The sequence below is a fragment of the Streptococcus sp. Marseille-P7376 genome, from assembly GCF_902460385.1.
Lineage (GTDB): Bacteria > Bacillota > Bacilli > Lactobacillales > Streptococcaceae > Streptococcus > Streptococcus sinensis.
In genome coordinates, this window is sequence record NZ_CABPTS010000018.1 from 1 (window position 1) to 15,844 (window position 15,844).

Genomic DNA, 15,844 nt, shown 5'->3' on the forward strand with positions numbered 1-15,844 from the left:
AGTAGAATTATACAAAGACGGAATAGCCACCGGTACTGTAAAAGAGCTGACCCAAGCCAATAATTGGACAGTTACCTTTGAGCAATTGCCAGTCTCTGCGACACTCGGCGGCGCAAACCATGAGTATAGCATCAAGGAAGTTGGAGAAAGTTCAAACACCATTCAACTTGCAGGAAAATGGTATGGAGTCAGTTACGAAGGAAGCATGCAAGATGGCTTCACGCTCACCAACCAAGAAAAGACTGCATGGACCCCAATGATCCCACCGACCCGAGATGTCAAAGTAACAAAAGAGTGGAAAGGATCAGACGGCAACAAGACAGCAGCACCTGTGGACAGCGTCACAGTAGAATTATACAAAGACGGAGCCGCAACCGGTACTGTAAAAGAGTTGACCCAAGCCAACAATTGGACAGTTACATTTGAGGCATTACCAGTCTCAGCGATACTCGGTGGCGCAAACCATGAGTATAGCATCAAAGAAGTTGGAGAAAGTTCAAATACCATTCAACTTGCAGGAAAATGGTATGGAGTCAGTTACGAAGGAAGCATGCAAGATGGCTTCACGCTCACCAACCAAGAAAAGACTCCATGGACCCCGATGATCCCACCAACCAGAGCTGTCAAAGTAACAAAAGACTGGAAAGGATCAGACGGCAACAAGACAGCAGCACCTGTGGACAGCGTCAAAGTAGAATTATACAAAGACGGAGCCGCAACCGGTACTGTAAAAGAGTTGACCCAAGCCAACAATTGGACAGTTACCTTTGAGCAATTGCCAGTCTCAGCGATACTCGGCGGCGCAAACCATGAGTATAGCATCAAGGAAGTTGGAGAAAGTTCAAACACCATTCAACTTGCAGGAAAATGGTATGGAGTCAGTTACGAAGGAAGCATGCAAGATGGCTTCACGCTCACCAACCAAGAAAAGACTCCATGGACCCCAATGATCCCACCGACCCGAGATGTAAAAGTAACAAAAGAGTGGAAAGGATCAGACGGCAACAAGACAGCAGCACCTGTGGACAGCGTCACAGTAGAATTATACAAAGACGGAGCCGCAACCGGTACTGTAAAAGAGTTGACCCAAGCCAACAATTGGACAGTTACATTTGAGGCATTACCAGTCTCAGCGATACTCGGTGGCGCAAACCATGAGTATAGCATCAAAGAAGTTGGAGAAAGTTCAAATACCATTCAACTTGCAGGAAAATGGTATGGAGTCAGTTACGAAGGAAGCATGCAAGATGGCTTCACGCTCACCAACCAAGAAAAGACTCCAACAAAACCTTCTACACCAACACCGAATGATCCAGGATCTAATAAACCAGGGGCACCAAATAAAAGTAATAACAAGCCATTACCTAAAACGGGAGATGGAAGTAGCATATCCCAATATGCATGGATAATGTTAACCTCAGGAGTATTACTGATGTTCATAGAATATAGACGTAAAATCAAGTATAGTAGAAATAAGGAATAACTACACTACTGTAAAGTATAGTGCTTAGAAGTCATTGAGTTAACTTACTTGAATAAATTTTATAAGTTTATAGTCGCAAGGGAGAACTAAAGGCTCTTTGTCAACTGTAGTGGGTTGATGTCAGCTAACATCTGGAGAGGACCGAATTGGTTCTCTCCTTTTTGATATTCAAAGTGATGAGAATGCGTTTTTTGAAGTTGTCAAAGTTCCTAAAACCAAAAGCGTTGCGCTTGATGACCTTGATAAGGTTGTTAGTAGCCTACGGTTTTGCGTTAGAATAGGGTAATTCCATAGCGTTGATAATTTTATCTTTGTCCTTGAGAAAGGTTTTAAAAACAGTCTGAAAGATAGGATTTATACAAGAAATTGATTCTTCAATGAGTCCAAAGAAATGGTCAGCTTGTTTCTCTTGAAAATGAAAAAGCAAGAGTTGGTAGAGGTCATAGTGTTCTCTGAGTTCTTGAGAGTAAGGGAGTAGCTTTTCAAGAATCTCTTGATTTGTCAAGTGCATGCGAAAAGTCGGACGATAAAAGCGTTTATCGCTGAGTTTACGGCTATCTTGTTGAATCAGTTTCCAGTAGCGTTTCAATGCTTTGTATTCATGCGATTTTCGATCCAATTGATTCATGATTTGAACACGAACACGACTCATAGCCCGGCTGAGATGTTGCACAATGTGAAAGCGATCGAGGACGATTTTAGCGCATGGAAAAAGTTGTCTAGCCAAGTCATAGTAGGGACTAAACATGTCCATGGTAATGACTTTAACGCCGGTTCGGACCTGTCTGGAATAGCGCAGAAAGTGATTGCGAATCGTTGCTTGGGTCCGTCCATCTAAGATAGCTACGATTTTTCTGGAATCAAAATCCTGTGCAATGAAGCTCATCTTTCCTTTCTTGAAGCTGTATTCATCCCAGCTCATGTGTTCTGGAAGGTAGCTAAGGTCAGTCTTGAACTTGAATTCTTTCAATTTACGAATGACGGTGGAAGTAGAGACAGCCAAGTTTTCAGCGATAGCTGTCATAGGGACTTTGTCAATTAGTTTTTGAGCAATTTTCTGGTTGACGATGGTTGCGATTTGGTGATTCTTCTTGACTAAGGACTATGGTAATAGCGGAAAATATGTTATACTTATTGACAAAATCTGTCTGTGGAGGAATGCTTATGAAACAGTTCTATGATAAATTAATAAAAACGCGTCATTATCTTCATCAGCATCCGGAGTTGTCTGGGCAAGAGTATGAAACGACGGCTTTTCTAAGTCGTTATTTGAGAGAGTTGGGGATTAAAATCTTGGACTCTGGTTTAGAAACGGGCTTGATTGCCGAAATCGGTCAGGGAGAGCCAGTGATCGCCCTTCGAGCAGATATTGATGCCCTGCCTATTTTAGAGCAGACAGGTCTGCCTTATGCCAGTCTGCATCCAGGTGTTATGCATGCCTGCGGTCATGATTTCCATCAGACCAGTCTTTTAGGGGCAGCGGAGTTGCTCAAGGCTATGGAAGAAGATTTACAGGGAACCATTCGGCTGATTTTTCAGCCAGCCGAGGAAACCTCTCAAGGAGCCAGTCAAGTTCTGGCTACGGGTTTGCTGGATGATGTGGTTGCGATTATCGGTTTTCACAATATGCCCCAGTTAAAATCTGGGCAAATGGCCTTGAAGTCGGGAGCCATGATGGCAGGTGTGGAAAAGTTTAAGGTAATTGTTGAAGGAGTCAGCAGCCACGCGGCTCGACCGGATTTGGGAGTGGATACGGTTCTGACTCTGACCAGCATGATTCAAAATCTCCAAGCTCTGGTTTCTCGGACTGTCTCGCCCTTTGAGCCAGTTGTTTTGTCTGTGACTCATATTGAAGCTGGGGCGACTTGGAATGTCCTGCCGCAAAATGGCTTCTTTGAAGGAACCATTCGTTGTTTTAGTCCTGAGTTGCAAAAGCGTTTGAAAGCAGATTTTATCCGTATTGTGGAGCATACTGCGGAGAACTTCGGTGCTAAGGTCACTATTGTCTGGGATCAGACTCCGCCAGTGACCTACAATGATCCAGAATTGGCCGAGCTTGTTTTTGAAAACTCCCAGAATATTGGGGAGCTATTGCCTGCCCAGCCGTCTTCTGCTGGAGAAGACTTTGCCTTTTATCAAGAAAAAATTCCTGGTGTTTTTGCTTTTATCGGCTCAAATGGTGCAGCAGATGCACCTGACCTGCACCATGATAGCATGACGATTGACGATACAGCCTTTCAGGTCTCTGTTCCTTACTATGTCGAAAACGCCCTTTTTCTCCTTCAGCACTATAAGAAATAACTATAGTCTTCTATAGAAAATAAGAACTAGGCAAGGTCACTTTCTTTTGTTATTATAGAAAAGCAGGATTTCTATCGCCTGAAAATAGTTTGAACTATCGAATCAGTGATAAAGAAAATCTATCGCCCTGATAAAAAACATATAATGGTCAAGATTTTCTAAATCTGGTATGATAGAATCAAGCTTTTAGGAGAAAATAGGAATATGAATATTAAAAAACTATTGAAACATACTGCCACAGCAGCGGTAGGAAGTCTTGCGTTGGGCTTGCTGGTGGCTTGCTCATCCTCATCAAGTAATGACAGTGCTTCAAAGAAAACGACGGTCGAAGTAGGAACGGTTGGAACGACCAAGCCCTTCTCTTATGAAGATAAGGACGGGAAACTGACAGGTTACGAAATTGAAGTACTTCGGGAAATCTTTAAAGATTCAGACAAGTACGAAGTCAACTTCAATAAGACCAAATGGGCTTCCATTTTTTCTGGTTTGGACAGTGATCGTTACCAAATCGGTGCCAATAATATCAGTTATTCTGAAGAACGTGCTGGCAAATACCTTTATACCAATCCATACGCCAAAAACCCAACGGTCTTGGTGGTTCGTAAAGGGGTGAACATCAAGTCGCTAGATGATATCGGTGGCAAGTCTACTGAAGTTGTTCAAGGTACTTCAACAGCCAAACAGCTGGAAAAGTACAATGAAGAGCACAGTGCTAATCCGACAACCATCAATTATACAGATGGAACGATTCAGCAGATTCTAGCCAATCTGAACGACGGCCGCTCAGACTACAAGATCTTTGAGCGTATCACGGTGGATACGATTATTAAAGAACAAGGCCTGGATAATGTTGAAGTGATCGAACTTCCAAGTGACCAACAGCCCTATGTCTATCCGCTCCTTGCCTCCGGACAGGAAGAGCTCCAAACCTTCGTGAACAAACGAATCAAGGAACTCTATGAGGATGGGACGCTTGAAAAATTATCAAAAGAATTCTTTGGGGGCACCTATTTGCCAGATGCCAAGGATATCAAATAAGTAACGATTCTCTCTTCCGTGAGGTATAAGAGATTGGTTCCTTTCATTCATCATCAATAAAAAATATATATTAAGGAGATTTTCTTATGAAATTGAAAAAATGGTTTGGCGCAACAGCACTTTTCGCTGCTGCAGCATTTGGTTTGGCAGCTTGCTCGTCTTCAACATCACAAGGTGACGATAGCACAGTGACTGTAAAAGTCGGGGTGATGAGCCTCAGCGATACAGAAGAAGCGCGTTGGAACAAGGTTCAGGAAATCCTTGATAAGGATAAAGCGGGAGTTAAATTAAACTTTACTCAATTTACAGACTATTCTCAACCTAACCAAGCGGTTCGTGATGGTGATGTGGATATCAACGCCTTCCAGCATTACTACTACCTGCAAAACTGGAATAAAGAGAACAATGCAGATTTGGTTTCTGTAGCGGATACTTATATCGCACCAATTCGTCTTTACTCTGGTACCAAAGATGGCAAAAATAAATATACTGATGTGAAAGACATTCCAGAAAACGGCAGCATTGCTGTGCCAAATGATGCGACAAACGAAAGCCGTGCCTTGAACCTTCTTCAAGCAGCTGGTTTGATTAAGTTGGATGTGGATTCGACTGAGCTTGCGACTGTTGCCAATATCAAAGAAAACAAGAAAAACTTGAAAATTTCTGAATTGGATGCTTCTCAAACAGCAGCTTCTCTTACTTCTGTAGATGCAGCGGTTGTCAATAATACCTTCGTTCGCGAAGCTGGTATTGACTACAAGAGCGCTCTTTACAAAGAACAGACTGATGAAAACTCTAAACTTTGGTACAACCTGATTGCTGCTAAGAAAGACTGGGAAAAATCTGACAAGGCAGATGCTATCAAGAAAATTATCAAGGCTTATCAGACTGACGAAGTCAAAAAAGTCATTGAAGAGTCTTCAGACGGTATGGATCAACCAGTTTGGTAAGATTTTATAGAAAATAATTGAAGATAGAAAGGGCGGGGAATGGATTTCTCCAGCCCTTTATCTGCTATTAGTTAGAGTTTTTATCGGCAGAGATGATTTGGCCATTTTTAAAAGCAGAGCCATGGGCTTACAGGACGGTCAGTCTTTGCTCTTTACTAAATCATAGCGGATAATCTTTAGACAAATGCGATTAGTAGGAGTTATACATGCCTTTCTCAACTGAGAGTGAACAAATTAAAAAGTTTGAAAATGATGAGGTAGCCCAACACTATTTTGAGGTGTTGCGGACCTTGATTTCTAAAAAGTCTATCTTTGCCCAGCAAATTGGGCTCAAGGAGGTAGCTGCCTATCTGGGAGAAATTTTCACTGCTGCGGGTGCTAAAGTGATGATTGATGATAGCTACACGGCTCCCTTTGTATTGGCAGAGTTTCAGTCAGACAATCCTGAGGCCAAGACCATCATTTTCTATAACCACTATGATACGGTGCCAGCTGATAATGACCAGCCTTGGACCAACGATCCCTTTACTCTGTCGGTTCAATATGGTGTCATGTACGGCCGCGGGGTCGATGATGATAAGGGGCACATTACTGCCCGTTTGACAGCGGTGCGCAAGTATATCCGAGAGCATGGTTCTCTGCCAGTCAACATCATCTTTATGATGGAGGGAGCAGAGGAGTCAGCTTCGACAGACTTGGATAAATACCTGGCCAAGCATAAGAAACGTTTGCGGGGAGCAGATTTGCTGGTCTGGGAGCAGGGCACGCGTAATAATCTAGGCCAGTTGGAAATTTCTGGTGGGAATAAGGGCATTGTCACCTTTGATATGTCTGTTCACAGTGCAGAAGTCGATATTCATTCTAGCTACGGCGGTGTTATCAATTCTGCTTCTTGGTATTTGATGAATGCCATTTCCAGCCTACGAAGTGCTGACGGTCGAATTTTAGTTGAGGGCATTTATGAGCAAGTACAGGAGCCCAATGAGCGAGAGCTGGCTTTGATTGCCCAGTATGCTTTGAAGACACCAGAAGAATTGAAGGAAATCTACGGCCTCCAGCTTCCAGTCTTGAAGGAGGAAAGGCAGGAATTTCTCCGTCGCTTCTATTTTGAGCCAGCCATTAACATTGAAGGTTTTGGTTCGGGCTATCAGGGACAGGGGGTTAAAACCATCCTACCAGCACATGCATCTGCCAAGATGGAAGTGCGCTTGGTGCCAGGCTTAGAGCCCCGTGATGTCTTGGACAAGATTCGCAAGCAACTGGACAAAAATGGCTATGATAAGGTAGAATTAACCTATACACTGGGAGAAATGAGCTATCGTAGCGATATGAGTGCTCCATCTATCCTGAATGTAATTGAACTGGCCAAGGATTTTTATCCAGAAGGCATCTCGGTGCTTCCAACCTCGGCAGGAACAGGACCCATGCATACAGTCTTTGAGGCTTTGGAAGTTCCGATGGCTGCCTTTGGCTTGGGAAATGCCAACAGTCGGGATCATGGTGGCGATGAAAATGTCAAGATTGCCGATTATTATACCCATATTGAATTAATCAAGGAGTTAATCAGAAGTTATGAGCAATGAAATTATCAAATTAGACCACATTGATGTCACTTTCACTCAGAAAAATCGTGTCATCAAAGCGGTTGAAGATGTGACCATCCACATTAATCAGGGAGATATTTATGGTATCGTAGGTTATTCCGGTGCTGGAAAGTCCACTCTGGTGCGGGTTATCAATTTATTACAGAAACCATCCGACGGGAAAATTACCGTTGATGGGACAGTGCTGTATGATAAGGGCAGTGTCCAGCTGAATGCGGCTCAACTGCGGGAAAAGCGAAAAGATATTGGGATGATTTTCCAGCATTTTAATTTGATGGCCCAGATGACAGCCAAGGAAAATGTCGCATTTGCCTTGAAGCACTCCTCCCTGTCTGCTACTGAAAAAGAGGAGAAGGTTCACAGGCTTTTAGAATTGGTAGGTCTGGAAGATCGAGCGGATAATTATCCGTCTCAACTATCTGGCGGGCAGAAGCAGCGTGTGGCGATTGCTAGAGCCTTGGCCAATGACCCGAAAATCTTGATTTCAGATGAAGCGACTTCGGCTCTGGATCCTAAAACAACTAAGCAAATTTTGGCCTTGCTTCAGGATTTGAACCAAAAGTTGGGGCTGACGATTGTACTCATCACGCATGAAATGCAGATTGTCAAAGATATTGCCAATCGTGTGGCTGTTATGCAGAACGGGAAATTGATCGAGGAAGGCTCGGTCTTGGATATTTTTACCAATCCGCAGAACGAATTGACCAAAGATTTTATCACCACGGCAACAGGCATCACTGAAGCGATGGTTAAAATCAATCAGCAGAAGATTGTCCAAAATCTGCCGGCAGATTCGGTTTTGGCGCATTTGAAATATTCCGGTACGGTGACAGATACAGCCATTATCAATGATATATACAAGCAGTATCAGGTGTCGGCCAATATTTTACACGCCAATATTGAGATTTTAGACCATGTACCTGTCGGGGAGATGGTAGTTATTTTATCAGGAAATACTGAAAATCTTGCGGCAGTTCAGAGCAATTTACAAGCTGCTGGCGTAGAATTAAAGGTGCTTAAGGGAGGAATTTAGATTGATAGACTTTATTAAAACATTTTTGCCCAATGTCTATAAAATGGGCTGGTCGGGTCAGGCTGGCTGGGGAACAGCGATTTATCTGACCTTTTATATGACAATTATTTCCTTTCTGATTGGTGGGATTCTAGGCTTGGTGGCTGGACTTTTCCTTGTATTGACAGCGCCGGGTGGCATTTTAGAAAATAAAACAGCCTTTTTCATCTTGGACAAGGTAACGTCCATCTTTCGGGCGATTCCTTTTATCATTCTCCTAGCTTTGATTAATCCTTTTACACGGATGATTGTGGGGACAGGGATTGGGCCAACAGCAGCTCTGGTGCCTTTATCTCTGGCAGTCTTTCCTTTCTTTGCCCGTCAGGTACAGGTGGTTCTATCTGAATTAGACCGCGGTGTGATTGAAGCGGCGCAGGCAGTTGGTGCCAACTCATGGGATATTATCGGGGTTTATCTACGCGAGGGCTTACCAGATTTGATTCGGGTGACAACAGTGACCTTAATCTCGCTAGTCGGTGAAACAGCCATGGCAGGAGCGATTGGTGCAGGCGGTCTTGGAAATGTAGCGATTGCCTATGGTTATCAGCGTTTCAATCAAGACGTGACCATTTTAGCAACTGTTTTGCTCTTGCTCCTCATTTTCTTTATCCAGTTTTTAGGAGATTTCCTAACTAGAAAAATCAGTCATCGCTAGACAAGACTTCCATTTGGAAGTCTTTTTTGCCATCATAATAGATTAAAAAGTCTGAAAATTTAATTTACATTCTTTTTCCAGAATGCTATAATGATTAAATGCAGGTAAATAAAAGTAGGATAGTTGCTTAATCTATTCTGTAATTTGCTTCAATTAGGCAGGTTGTCTTTCTAGACTATGGGAGTGGAAGGTAACTTGTATCAAGAATTTTATTTGCAACTGACTAAAATGAATGAAGACTTCTATCAGGGGGAAACATGACACAACAAAAAGAAAAAATTTCTAGGGCGCGAAGGAAAGAACTGACAGGGCGCTTAAAAGAACAAATTCGACCCAAGCTGAAACTGGTCTATTTGTCAGCTTTTTTGTCTTGGGGGCAGTTTTTGATGCGGATTCTGAGTTTTGCCTTGATTGCGAAAGTTTTGGCTGACTTGTATGATGGGATTGTCATCTCTCTTCCTCAGGTGTTTTGCTGGCTGGTGTTTTTCAACGGACTAGGCTTTGCCATCTCTCTTTTGGCTAAACGCTATCAAGGATTGGCTTCGCAATTTGCCAGAGACAGACTTAAAGCAGCTTTTTTTCAGGCTTTTATAGACAAGGATGGGGAATTTAAGGACGGCCGGACAGCTGCGGATATTTTAACAGTGGCTTCGCAAGGGATTGACAGCTTAGATACTTACTATTCCTACTACTTATCGCTCAATTTGCGAACTTATTTTAATTGTCTGACAGTACTAATCATTGTTTTCTTTCTTTTTCCTTTGGGAGGCCTGATTTTTATCCTATCTTTGCCTTTCATACCTGTTTCCATCATGCTGATGCAGAAACGTTCGCGCAGGATCATGGCTCGCTATTGGGCTTCTTATATGGATGTGGGGAATCTATTTTTAGATGATCTGCAAGGACTCAATACGCTTTATTCTTATCAGGCAGATGGTAAATATGAGCGAGAGTTTGCTGAACAGGCAGAGGATTTTCGTGATGCAACGATGGAGCTTTTGGGTTTTCAGTTGCAGTCTGTTGGCTATATGGATGCAGTCATGTATTTGGGGATTGGGATTTCTGGCTTTGTTGCAGCAGGTATGTTGGCTGCGGGAAACTTATCGCTCTTTACCATGATTTTCTTTGTGTTGATAGCGACTGAATTTTTCGCACCGATTCGTGAGGCAGGATATGGGATGCATCTGGTCATGATGACGACCCAAATGGCAGATCGGATTTTCAGTTTTCTCGATTCGGTAGAAAAAAGACCTCAGGAGTCTGCTGTGGAGCTGCCAGCCTTTGACCGACTTAGAGTGGACAAGCTGACATTCGGCTTTGACGGCCAGTTCCTATTTAAAAATCTGTCTTTTGAGCTTAGTCGCGGACAGGTTTTTGCTATTGCAGGTGAGAGTGGTCGAGGAAAGACGACCTTGGCTAAGCTGTTGTTGGGAAAACTCCGAGCGAGTTCGGGCAATATTTTCTTTGGTTCTAAGTCTCTAGAAGGCATATCGCAGCAGTCTCTTTATCCACAAGTCATGTATGTATCATCAAATAGTACTCTCCTGAATAGCAGCATTTTAGAAAATTTGCAGTTAGCAACGGACTTGTCTCAGTCAGAGATTGAAACTTGGCTGGCTGAAAAAAAACTACTATCCTTTATTGATAAACTGCCTCAGGGACTGGCTACTCCAGTGGGGGAAAATGGGAATCAACTGTCGCCTGGACAGCGTCAGCAGCTTATTTGTGTACGGGCCATGTTAGCCAAACGTTCTCTTTATATTTTTGATGAGATCACTTCCAATGTGGATCAGGAAAATGAGTCTCTCATCTACGAACTGCTGGATTTATTGGCTCAAGAAGCTCTGGTTATCGAAATCACTCATAAAATGAAGCAAGTGGGGAAAGCATCGGAAGTACTCTTTTTAGGAAAGGGAAACCTTGCTTTAGGACGGCCAGAAGACTTATATGCCAATAATAAGGAATACCATCAGCTAGTTGACACGCAGAAAGAATTGGAGGAATTGACAAATGGGAAATAAAAGAATTTATCCAACACGTGAAATCCTCACTCGACTCTTGCAGGTCATGAGGCATTTGGTCCCCTTTATTGGGTTGGCTGTGCTTTTTGCAGTGCTGGGTTTTGTCACAACGCTGGCAATTCCAAGTTTGTTGATCATTTTGGGCTTTTCTGCTCTTAAGAATCAGGCGCCGTCTGCTTGGTACGTGCTAGTCTTGATAGGATTGGCTTTAGCCAGAGGGCTCTTCCGCTATGGAGAGCATTATTTTGGTCATTATGTGGCATTTCATTCCTTGGCGGATCTGCGGAAGCTAATTTTTGCCAAGCTTCGTCGGTTGGCACCGGCAAAACTGGATCGGCAGGACAGGGGGAAACTGCTCAAAATGATTGGAGAGGATATCGAGGCCTTAGAAATCTTCTTTGCTCATACGCTGGCTCCGATTTGTACAGGTATCTTATCAGCTCTTTTAATAGCGACATATTTTGCTGGCTTTTCTCTTTGGTTTACTCTGATAGCTCTAGCGACTTACTTTCTGCTAGCTGTGGCTCTGCCTCGGAAATTTGCTCTTGACTTAGAGCATTTTCTGCAGGAGCAACATCAAAGACGCACATCTTATATTTCCTTCTTTTTGGAGAGCTTGAAGGCTATGGGGGATTTGGTCCAGTTTGGCAAAGTTCAGGAACGCTTTAAGTTTTTATCTCAAAAAAGTCAGCAGGTCAATCAGTTAGAGCGCCAGATTGCACAAAAACAATTTCTTCAACAGGCTCTAACATTTTTAGTCGTGGGTATGGCGGTCATGCTTTTTGCCCTTACTGCTCTCTATCAGGTTCAGGAGAGGCATCTGCTTCTAGAAAGGGCTGTCCTAGCTTTGGTTGCTTTCTCTAGCTCTTTTGCTCCCTTTTTGGAACTGGGGCGTTTGCCCCTTGGTTTTAAAAGAGCCATGAATGCGGGCAGCAATGTCTTTGGTCTTTTGGATGAAAAAGAGCCTACTCAGACTGGGCAAGCATCAACCGTCAGCTTAGAGCAGATTTCGACGGAAGATATACATTTTGCTTATGACAATCGCAATGTTCCAATTTTCGAGCACCTTTCAGCTCATTTTGAAAAAGGAAAAATTATCGGCTTGGTCGGATCTAGTGGTTGCGGGAAATCTACTTTGATGAAACTGCTCATGCGTTGGTATGACCCACAAGCTGGCAGGATTGTCTTCACTGGTCAGGATTCACGAGATATTGGCCGCCAGCATTTGCAAGCTTCCTTTGCCTATGTGCCTCAAACTGCTCAGCTCTTTCATCAGTCTTTGCGGGAAAATCTGCTTTTGGGGAAATCCGACATCAGCGATGAAGCAATTTGGGACTTGGCAGCAAAATGTCGGATCAAAGAGCGCTTGGAAGGTTTGCCTGAGGGATTGGATACGATTGTTGATGGAGAAAGGGATTTTTCTGCTGGGGAGCGTCAGCGGTTGGAACTCATGCGAGCCCTGCTCAAGAAAGCAAATTGCTATATTTTTGATGAGCCAACCAGCAACCTAGACTCCCTCAATGAAGCAGCTTTTCTCTCCATTGTTAAGGAAGAATGCCAAGGGATGGTATTTCTGATCTCCCATCGCTTGTCAACAGTAGCTTTTGCGGATGAGGTTTATGAACTAACACCTTCTCAGTTAAAAAGGATTAGATAAATGAAAAAATTAAAAGTCAAAGATATTATGCTGACGGGAGCTTTTGCTGCCCTCTACATTCTCTGCGTCGGGCTAGGCGTACTTGTTGGAAGCTTTTTTGATCGCTCTGGCAATATGATGTTCGCTCCAGCTTTCGCTGCAGTTTTTGGAGGAACAGTCTATATGCTTCTGCAAAGCAAGATTAAAAAATTTGGGGCAATCAGTCTCTTGGGGATGGTGATGGGAGCCTTTTTCCTCCTTTCGGGCCATTTCTTTATCGCTTTTCTGCCGGGTCTGGTTTTTGGACTTTTGGCGGATTGGGTTGCGGGATTGGGGAGGTATGAAAATAAATCCCTGAGCCTCCTGTCGTTTGTTGTCTTCTCTTTTGCTAATTCAGGCCCCATTATTTTCATGTGGCTGGCGCGTCAGACCTATATTGATAGCTTGATAGCGCGTGGAAAGACAGAGGAATATATCAATCGGATTCTGCTGCCTGTAGACTTCCCAACGATAGCTGGTTTTGTTGGAATGGTTGCTGTCGGTGCTCTAGTTGGTGGACTTTTTGGTCAGTATCTAGTGAAGAAACACTTTGTTAAAGCAGGGATGGCTTCATGAAATTAGACGTCCGTAGCAAGGTTCTGCTGGTCTTATTTGCTAATCTGGCTTTTCTGCTTAGAGTTACGGGCTGGCCTGAAACTGTGCTAGTTTTAGGGCTGGCTCTAATCACTGCTCTTGTGGATAAAAAGAAAATGTCCCTCTATTATCTGAGTATCTATCTGCTCTTGTTGGCAGTTGATACTTTTTTACTGGATTTGCTGCCGTTTCTGCCCATTCGTATGCTGACAACGATTGCGACAGCTGGGCGTTTTATGTTGCCCTCTATCATGGCTGGAAGCTTGCTTTTGACAACCTCCAGCGCCTACGATATGATACATGGACTCAGAAAATGGTACTTGGCAGAGAGTCTACTCTTGACTTTAGCTGTAATGCTACGATTTTTACCAGCGATTAAGGCAGATGTCAAAATGGTCAGCCGTAGTTTGCGGCTAAGAGGGATGTTTCTACAAAAACGAAGCATCTTCCTGCATCCTGTTCGCTATTTTGAGTATATGATTGTTCCGCTTCTAATGTCTCTCTTGCGGACGGTACAGGACTTGACTATAGCCTCTCTGACCAAGGGATTAGCCCTAAAAAGAGGTAGCACAGAAACCTTTGTTTCTCGCTTCAGACTGTTAGATTGGAGTATTTGCCTATGGATGCTAGGTATGCTAGTTTGGATGATTCACCCTTGATTGCTGCAGATTCTTTGACTTTTTCTTATGAGAATAGCAGAGCAGACAGTCTGCAAGTAGACCGCTTACAGCTTCCTAAAGGGAGTTTGACAGTGCTCTGTGGGGTCAGTGGCAGCGGCAAGTCAACTTTCCTGCATCTCTTAAATGGCTTGATTCCGGATTACTATAGAGGTGATCTAAACGGAAAACTGTGAGTTGCAGATCTGGAAGCAGGTCAGCAATCGGTCGAAGATTTATCTGTGGCGGTAGCCTCGGTCTTTCAAAATCCAGCCAATCAATTTTTCCACAAAATGGTCAAGCATGAGTTGGTCTTTCCTAGTGAGAATCAGGGGAAGCCGAGCCAGCAGATTTTGGCACAATTGAGTAGGCTGACTCAGGACTTTGCTTTGGAAGGCTATCTGGAGCGGGATTTATTTAGCCTGTCAGGAGGAGAACAGCAGCGTGTAGCCTTATTGACAGCTATCATGCAGGACACTCCGATTATGGTCTTGGATGAACCGACGGCCAATCTGGATCGGCGGGGAATTGAGCAAGTGAGAGAGCACCTAATAGACTTGAAGGCCCAGGGCAAGACTATCTTGGTGGCCGAGCATAGGCTGGATTATCTGCGAGATTTTGCTGATAGTTATCTCTATTTTGATCAGGGGCGGTTGCAGCGTATCTTTTCTCAAGCAGAGTTTCTGGGCTTGTCGGATCAGGAAAGGTGTGCTCTTAGTCTGAGAAGTATTCGTTTGCCAGAATTCAAGGCAGCAACTGGTTTCCCCTTCTCTGATGGACTGACAGTTGAAAATTTACAGCTAAGAGCTGGTACTCAAAATCTATCTTTTATCCCCAGATTTAGTTTTCCGACTGGTCAGATTACGGCAATTATAGGACCGAACGGAGCTGGTAAATCTACCTTAGCTGCCTATCTAGCTGGTCTTTTAGACGATGATGATACCCGCTATGAGCTCAATGGTTCAGCCTTGTCTGCAAAAGACCGTCTGCAAAAAACAGCTTTGGTCATGCAAGTAGTGCAGCTCCAGCTTTTTGCGGATAGTGTCGAAAATGAGCTGAAATTGGGGAATCACAGCTCACCGGAAGAGCGGGCAGAAATCTTATCTCAGCTGGGTCTGGCGGGGATGGAAGAGAGCCATCCGATGACTCTGTCAGGCGGAGAACAGCAGCGCTTATTGATTGCTAGCCAGATCTTGTCTGATAAGGAGATTTTCATTTTTGATGAGCCAAGTTCGGGTCTGGACTATCGCCAAATGCGAGCAGTCGCGGAAGTCTTACAAGATTTAAAAAGGGCTGGCAGGATTGTTATCCTCATCTCTCATGACGAGGAATTGCTGAATCTGACAGCGGATCAGCTGCTCGAATTGACCGATGAGCAGAAGCAGATATTTTCAGAATAATTCATCCAATAAGACTTTTTCTATAGCGAAAGGGTCTTATTTTTGGTAAAATTAAGAGGTTAAACATTGAGATATTAAGGACACTTGTCATCTCAAGAACAGGGCATGTTTGGTAGCTTAAAGTTTAGTTTTGAGCTTGGAAATAAAGCGTCCGATGGGAAGCAGCAACAGTAGGTCAAGCTGAGGTCAATCTTGTTTGCTCTATTTGCAACCTTTTACACTCCCACAGGGCTGTTGAAGCCAGTATTTTCCTTAGCTTTGGGAAAACTTCTCAACCTGAACCTAGAAATACAGGATTGAGGGAGCTAAAAATCTTTGATTGTCTGAGTTTTGCCCAGCCTCGCTAACGACGTAATAAAAGCTAGGCTGAATACTTACACTAAGCCAGGAGTGAT

General features: G+C 43.6%; 11 protein-coding genes and 2 pseudogenes. 12 read left to right on the forward strand and 1 reads right to left on the reverse strand.

Annotation, left to right across the window (positions count from 1 at the left end):
• On the forward strand, window positions 1-1,483 hold a 1,483-nt coding region (locus FZ952_RS08690), incomplete at its 5' end, for a Cna B-type domain-containing protein (RefSeq protein ID WP_148881378.1).
• 124 nt (window positions 1,484-1,607) lie between these two features.
• Here FZ952_RS08690 and FZ952_RS08695 read toward each other — a convergent pair.
• Window positions 1,608-2,585, reverse strand: a pseudogene (locus tag FZ952_RS08695) (ISL3 family transposase); the annotation flags it as partial.
• A gap of 62 nt (window positions 2,586-2,647) precedes the next feature.
• Between FZ952_RS08695 and FZ952_RS08700 the strand changes: the two are divergent.
• The 11 genes and pseudogenes from FZ952_RS08700 to FZ952_RS08750 all read left to right on the forward strand — a co-directional run bounded on the left by FZ952_RS08700 (window position 2,648) and on the right by FZ952_RS08750 (window position 15,449).
• Window positions 2,648-3,784 (forward strand): amidohydrolase, encoded by a 1,137-nt coding sequence (locus tag FZ952_RS08700; protein WP_148881379.1) that lies wholly within the window; start codon window positions 2,648-2,650, stop codon window positions 3,782-3,784.
• A gap of 204 nt (window positions 3,785-3,988) precedes the next feature.
• Window positions 3,989-4,822, forward strand: coding sequence for an amino acid ABC transporter substrate-binding protein (locus tag FZ952_RS08705; protein WP_148881380.1), 834 nt, complete (start codon window positions 3,989-3,991; stop codon window positions 4,820-4,822).
• 86 nt (window positions 4,823-4,908) lie between these two features.
• Entirely contained in the window at window positions 4,909-5,772 is an 864-nt protein-coding gene (locus FZ952_RS08710; RefSeq protein ID WP_148881381.1) for a MetQ/NlpA family ABC transporter substrate-binding protein, read from the forward strand.
• Window positions 5,773-5,978: 206 nt separating this feature from the next.
• Entirely contained in the window at window positions 5,979-7,355 is a 1,377-nt protein-coding gene (locus FZ952_RS08715; RefSeq protein WP_148881382.1) for a M20/M25/M40 family metallo-hydrolase, read from the forward strand.
• Window positions 7,345-8,409, forward strand: a complete 1,065-nt coding sequence (locus FZ952_RS08720; RefSeq protein WP_148881383.1) for a methionine ABC transporter ATP-binding protein — start codon at window positions 7,345-7,347, stop codon at window positions 8,407-8,409. Before FZ952_RS08715 ends, FZ952_RS08720 begins: the two co-directional genes overlap by 11 nt.
• A gap of 43 nt (window positions 8,410-8,452) precedes the next feature.
• Entirely contained in the window at window positions 8,453-9,103 is a 651-nt protein-coding gene (locus FZ952_RS08725) for a methionine ABC transporter permease (RefSeq protein WP_410468293.1), read from the forward strand.
• Window positions 9,104-9,360: 257 nt separating this feature from the next.
• Window positions 9,361-11,124, forward strand: coding sequence for an ABC transporter ATP-binding protein/permease (locus FZ952_RS08730; protein WP_148881385.1), 1,764 nt, complete (start codon window positions 9,361-9,363; stop codon window positions 11,122-11,124).
• On the forward strand, window positions 11,114-12,781 hold the full coding sequence (locus tag FZ952_RS08735) for an amino acid ABC transporter ATP-binding/permease protein (protein WP_148881386.1): 1,668 nt from the start codon (window positions 11,114-11,116) through the stop codon (window positions 12,779-12,781). The genes FZ952_RS08730 and FZ952_RS08735 overlap by 11 nt, the downstream gene beginning before the upstream one ends.
• Window positions 12,782-13,375 (forward strand): MptD family putative ECF transporter S component, encoded by a 594-nt coding sequence (locus FZ952_RS08740; protein ID WP_148881387.1) that lies wholly within the window; start codon window positions 12,782-12,784, stop codon window positions 13,373-13,375.
• Window positions 13,372-14,052 (forward strand): energy-coupling factor transporter transmembrane component T, encoded by a 681-nt coding sequence (locus FZ952_RS08745; protein ID WP_148881388.1) that lies wholly within the window; start codon window positions 13,372-13,374, stop codon window positions 14,050-14,052. Before FZ952_RS08740 ends, FZ952_RS08745 begins: the two co-directional genes overlap by 4 nt.
• Window positions 14,013-15,449: pseudogene (locus FZ952_RS08750) on the forward strand (ATP-binding cassette domain-containing protein). The gene FZ952_RS08745 and the pseudogene FZ952_RS08750 overlap by 40 nt, the downstream one beginning before the upstream one ends.
• The last annotated feature ends 395 nt before the right edge of the window (window positions 15,450-15,844 follow it).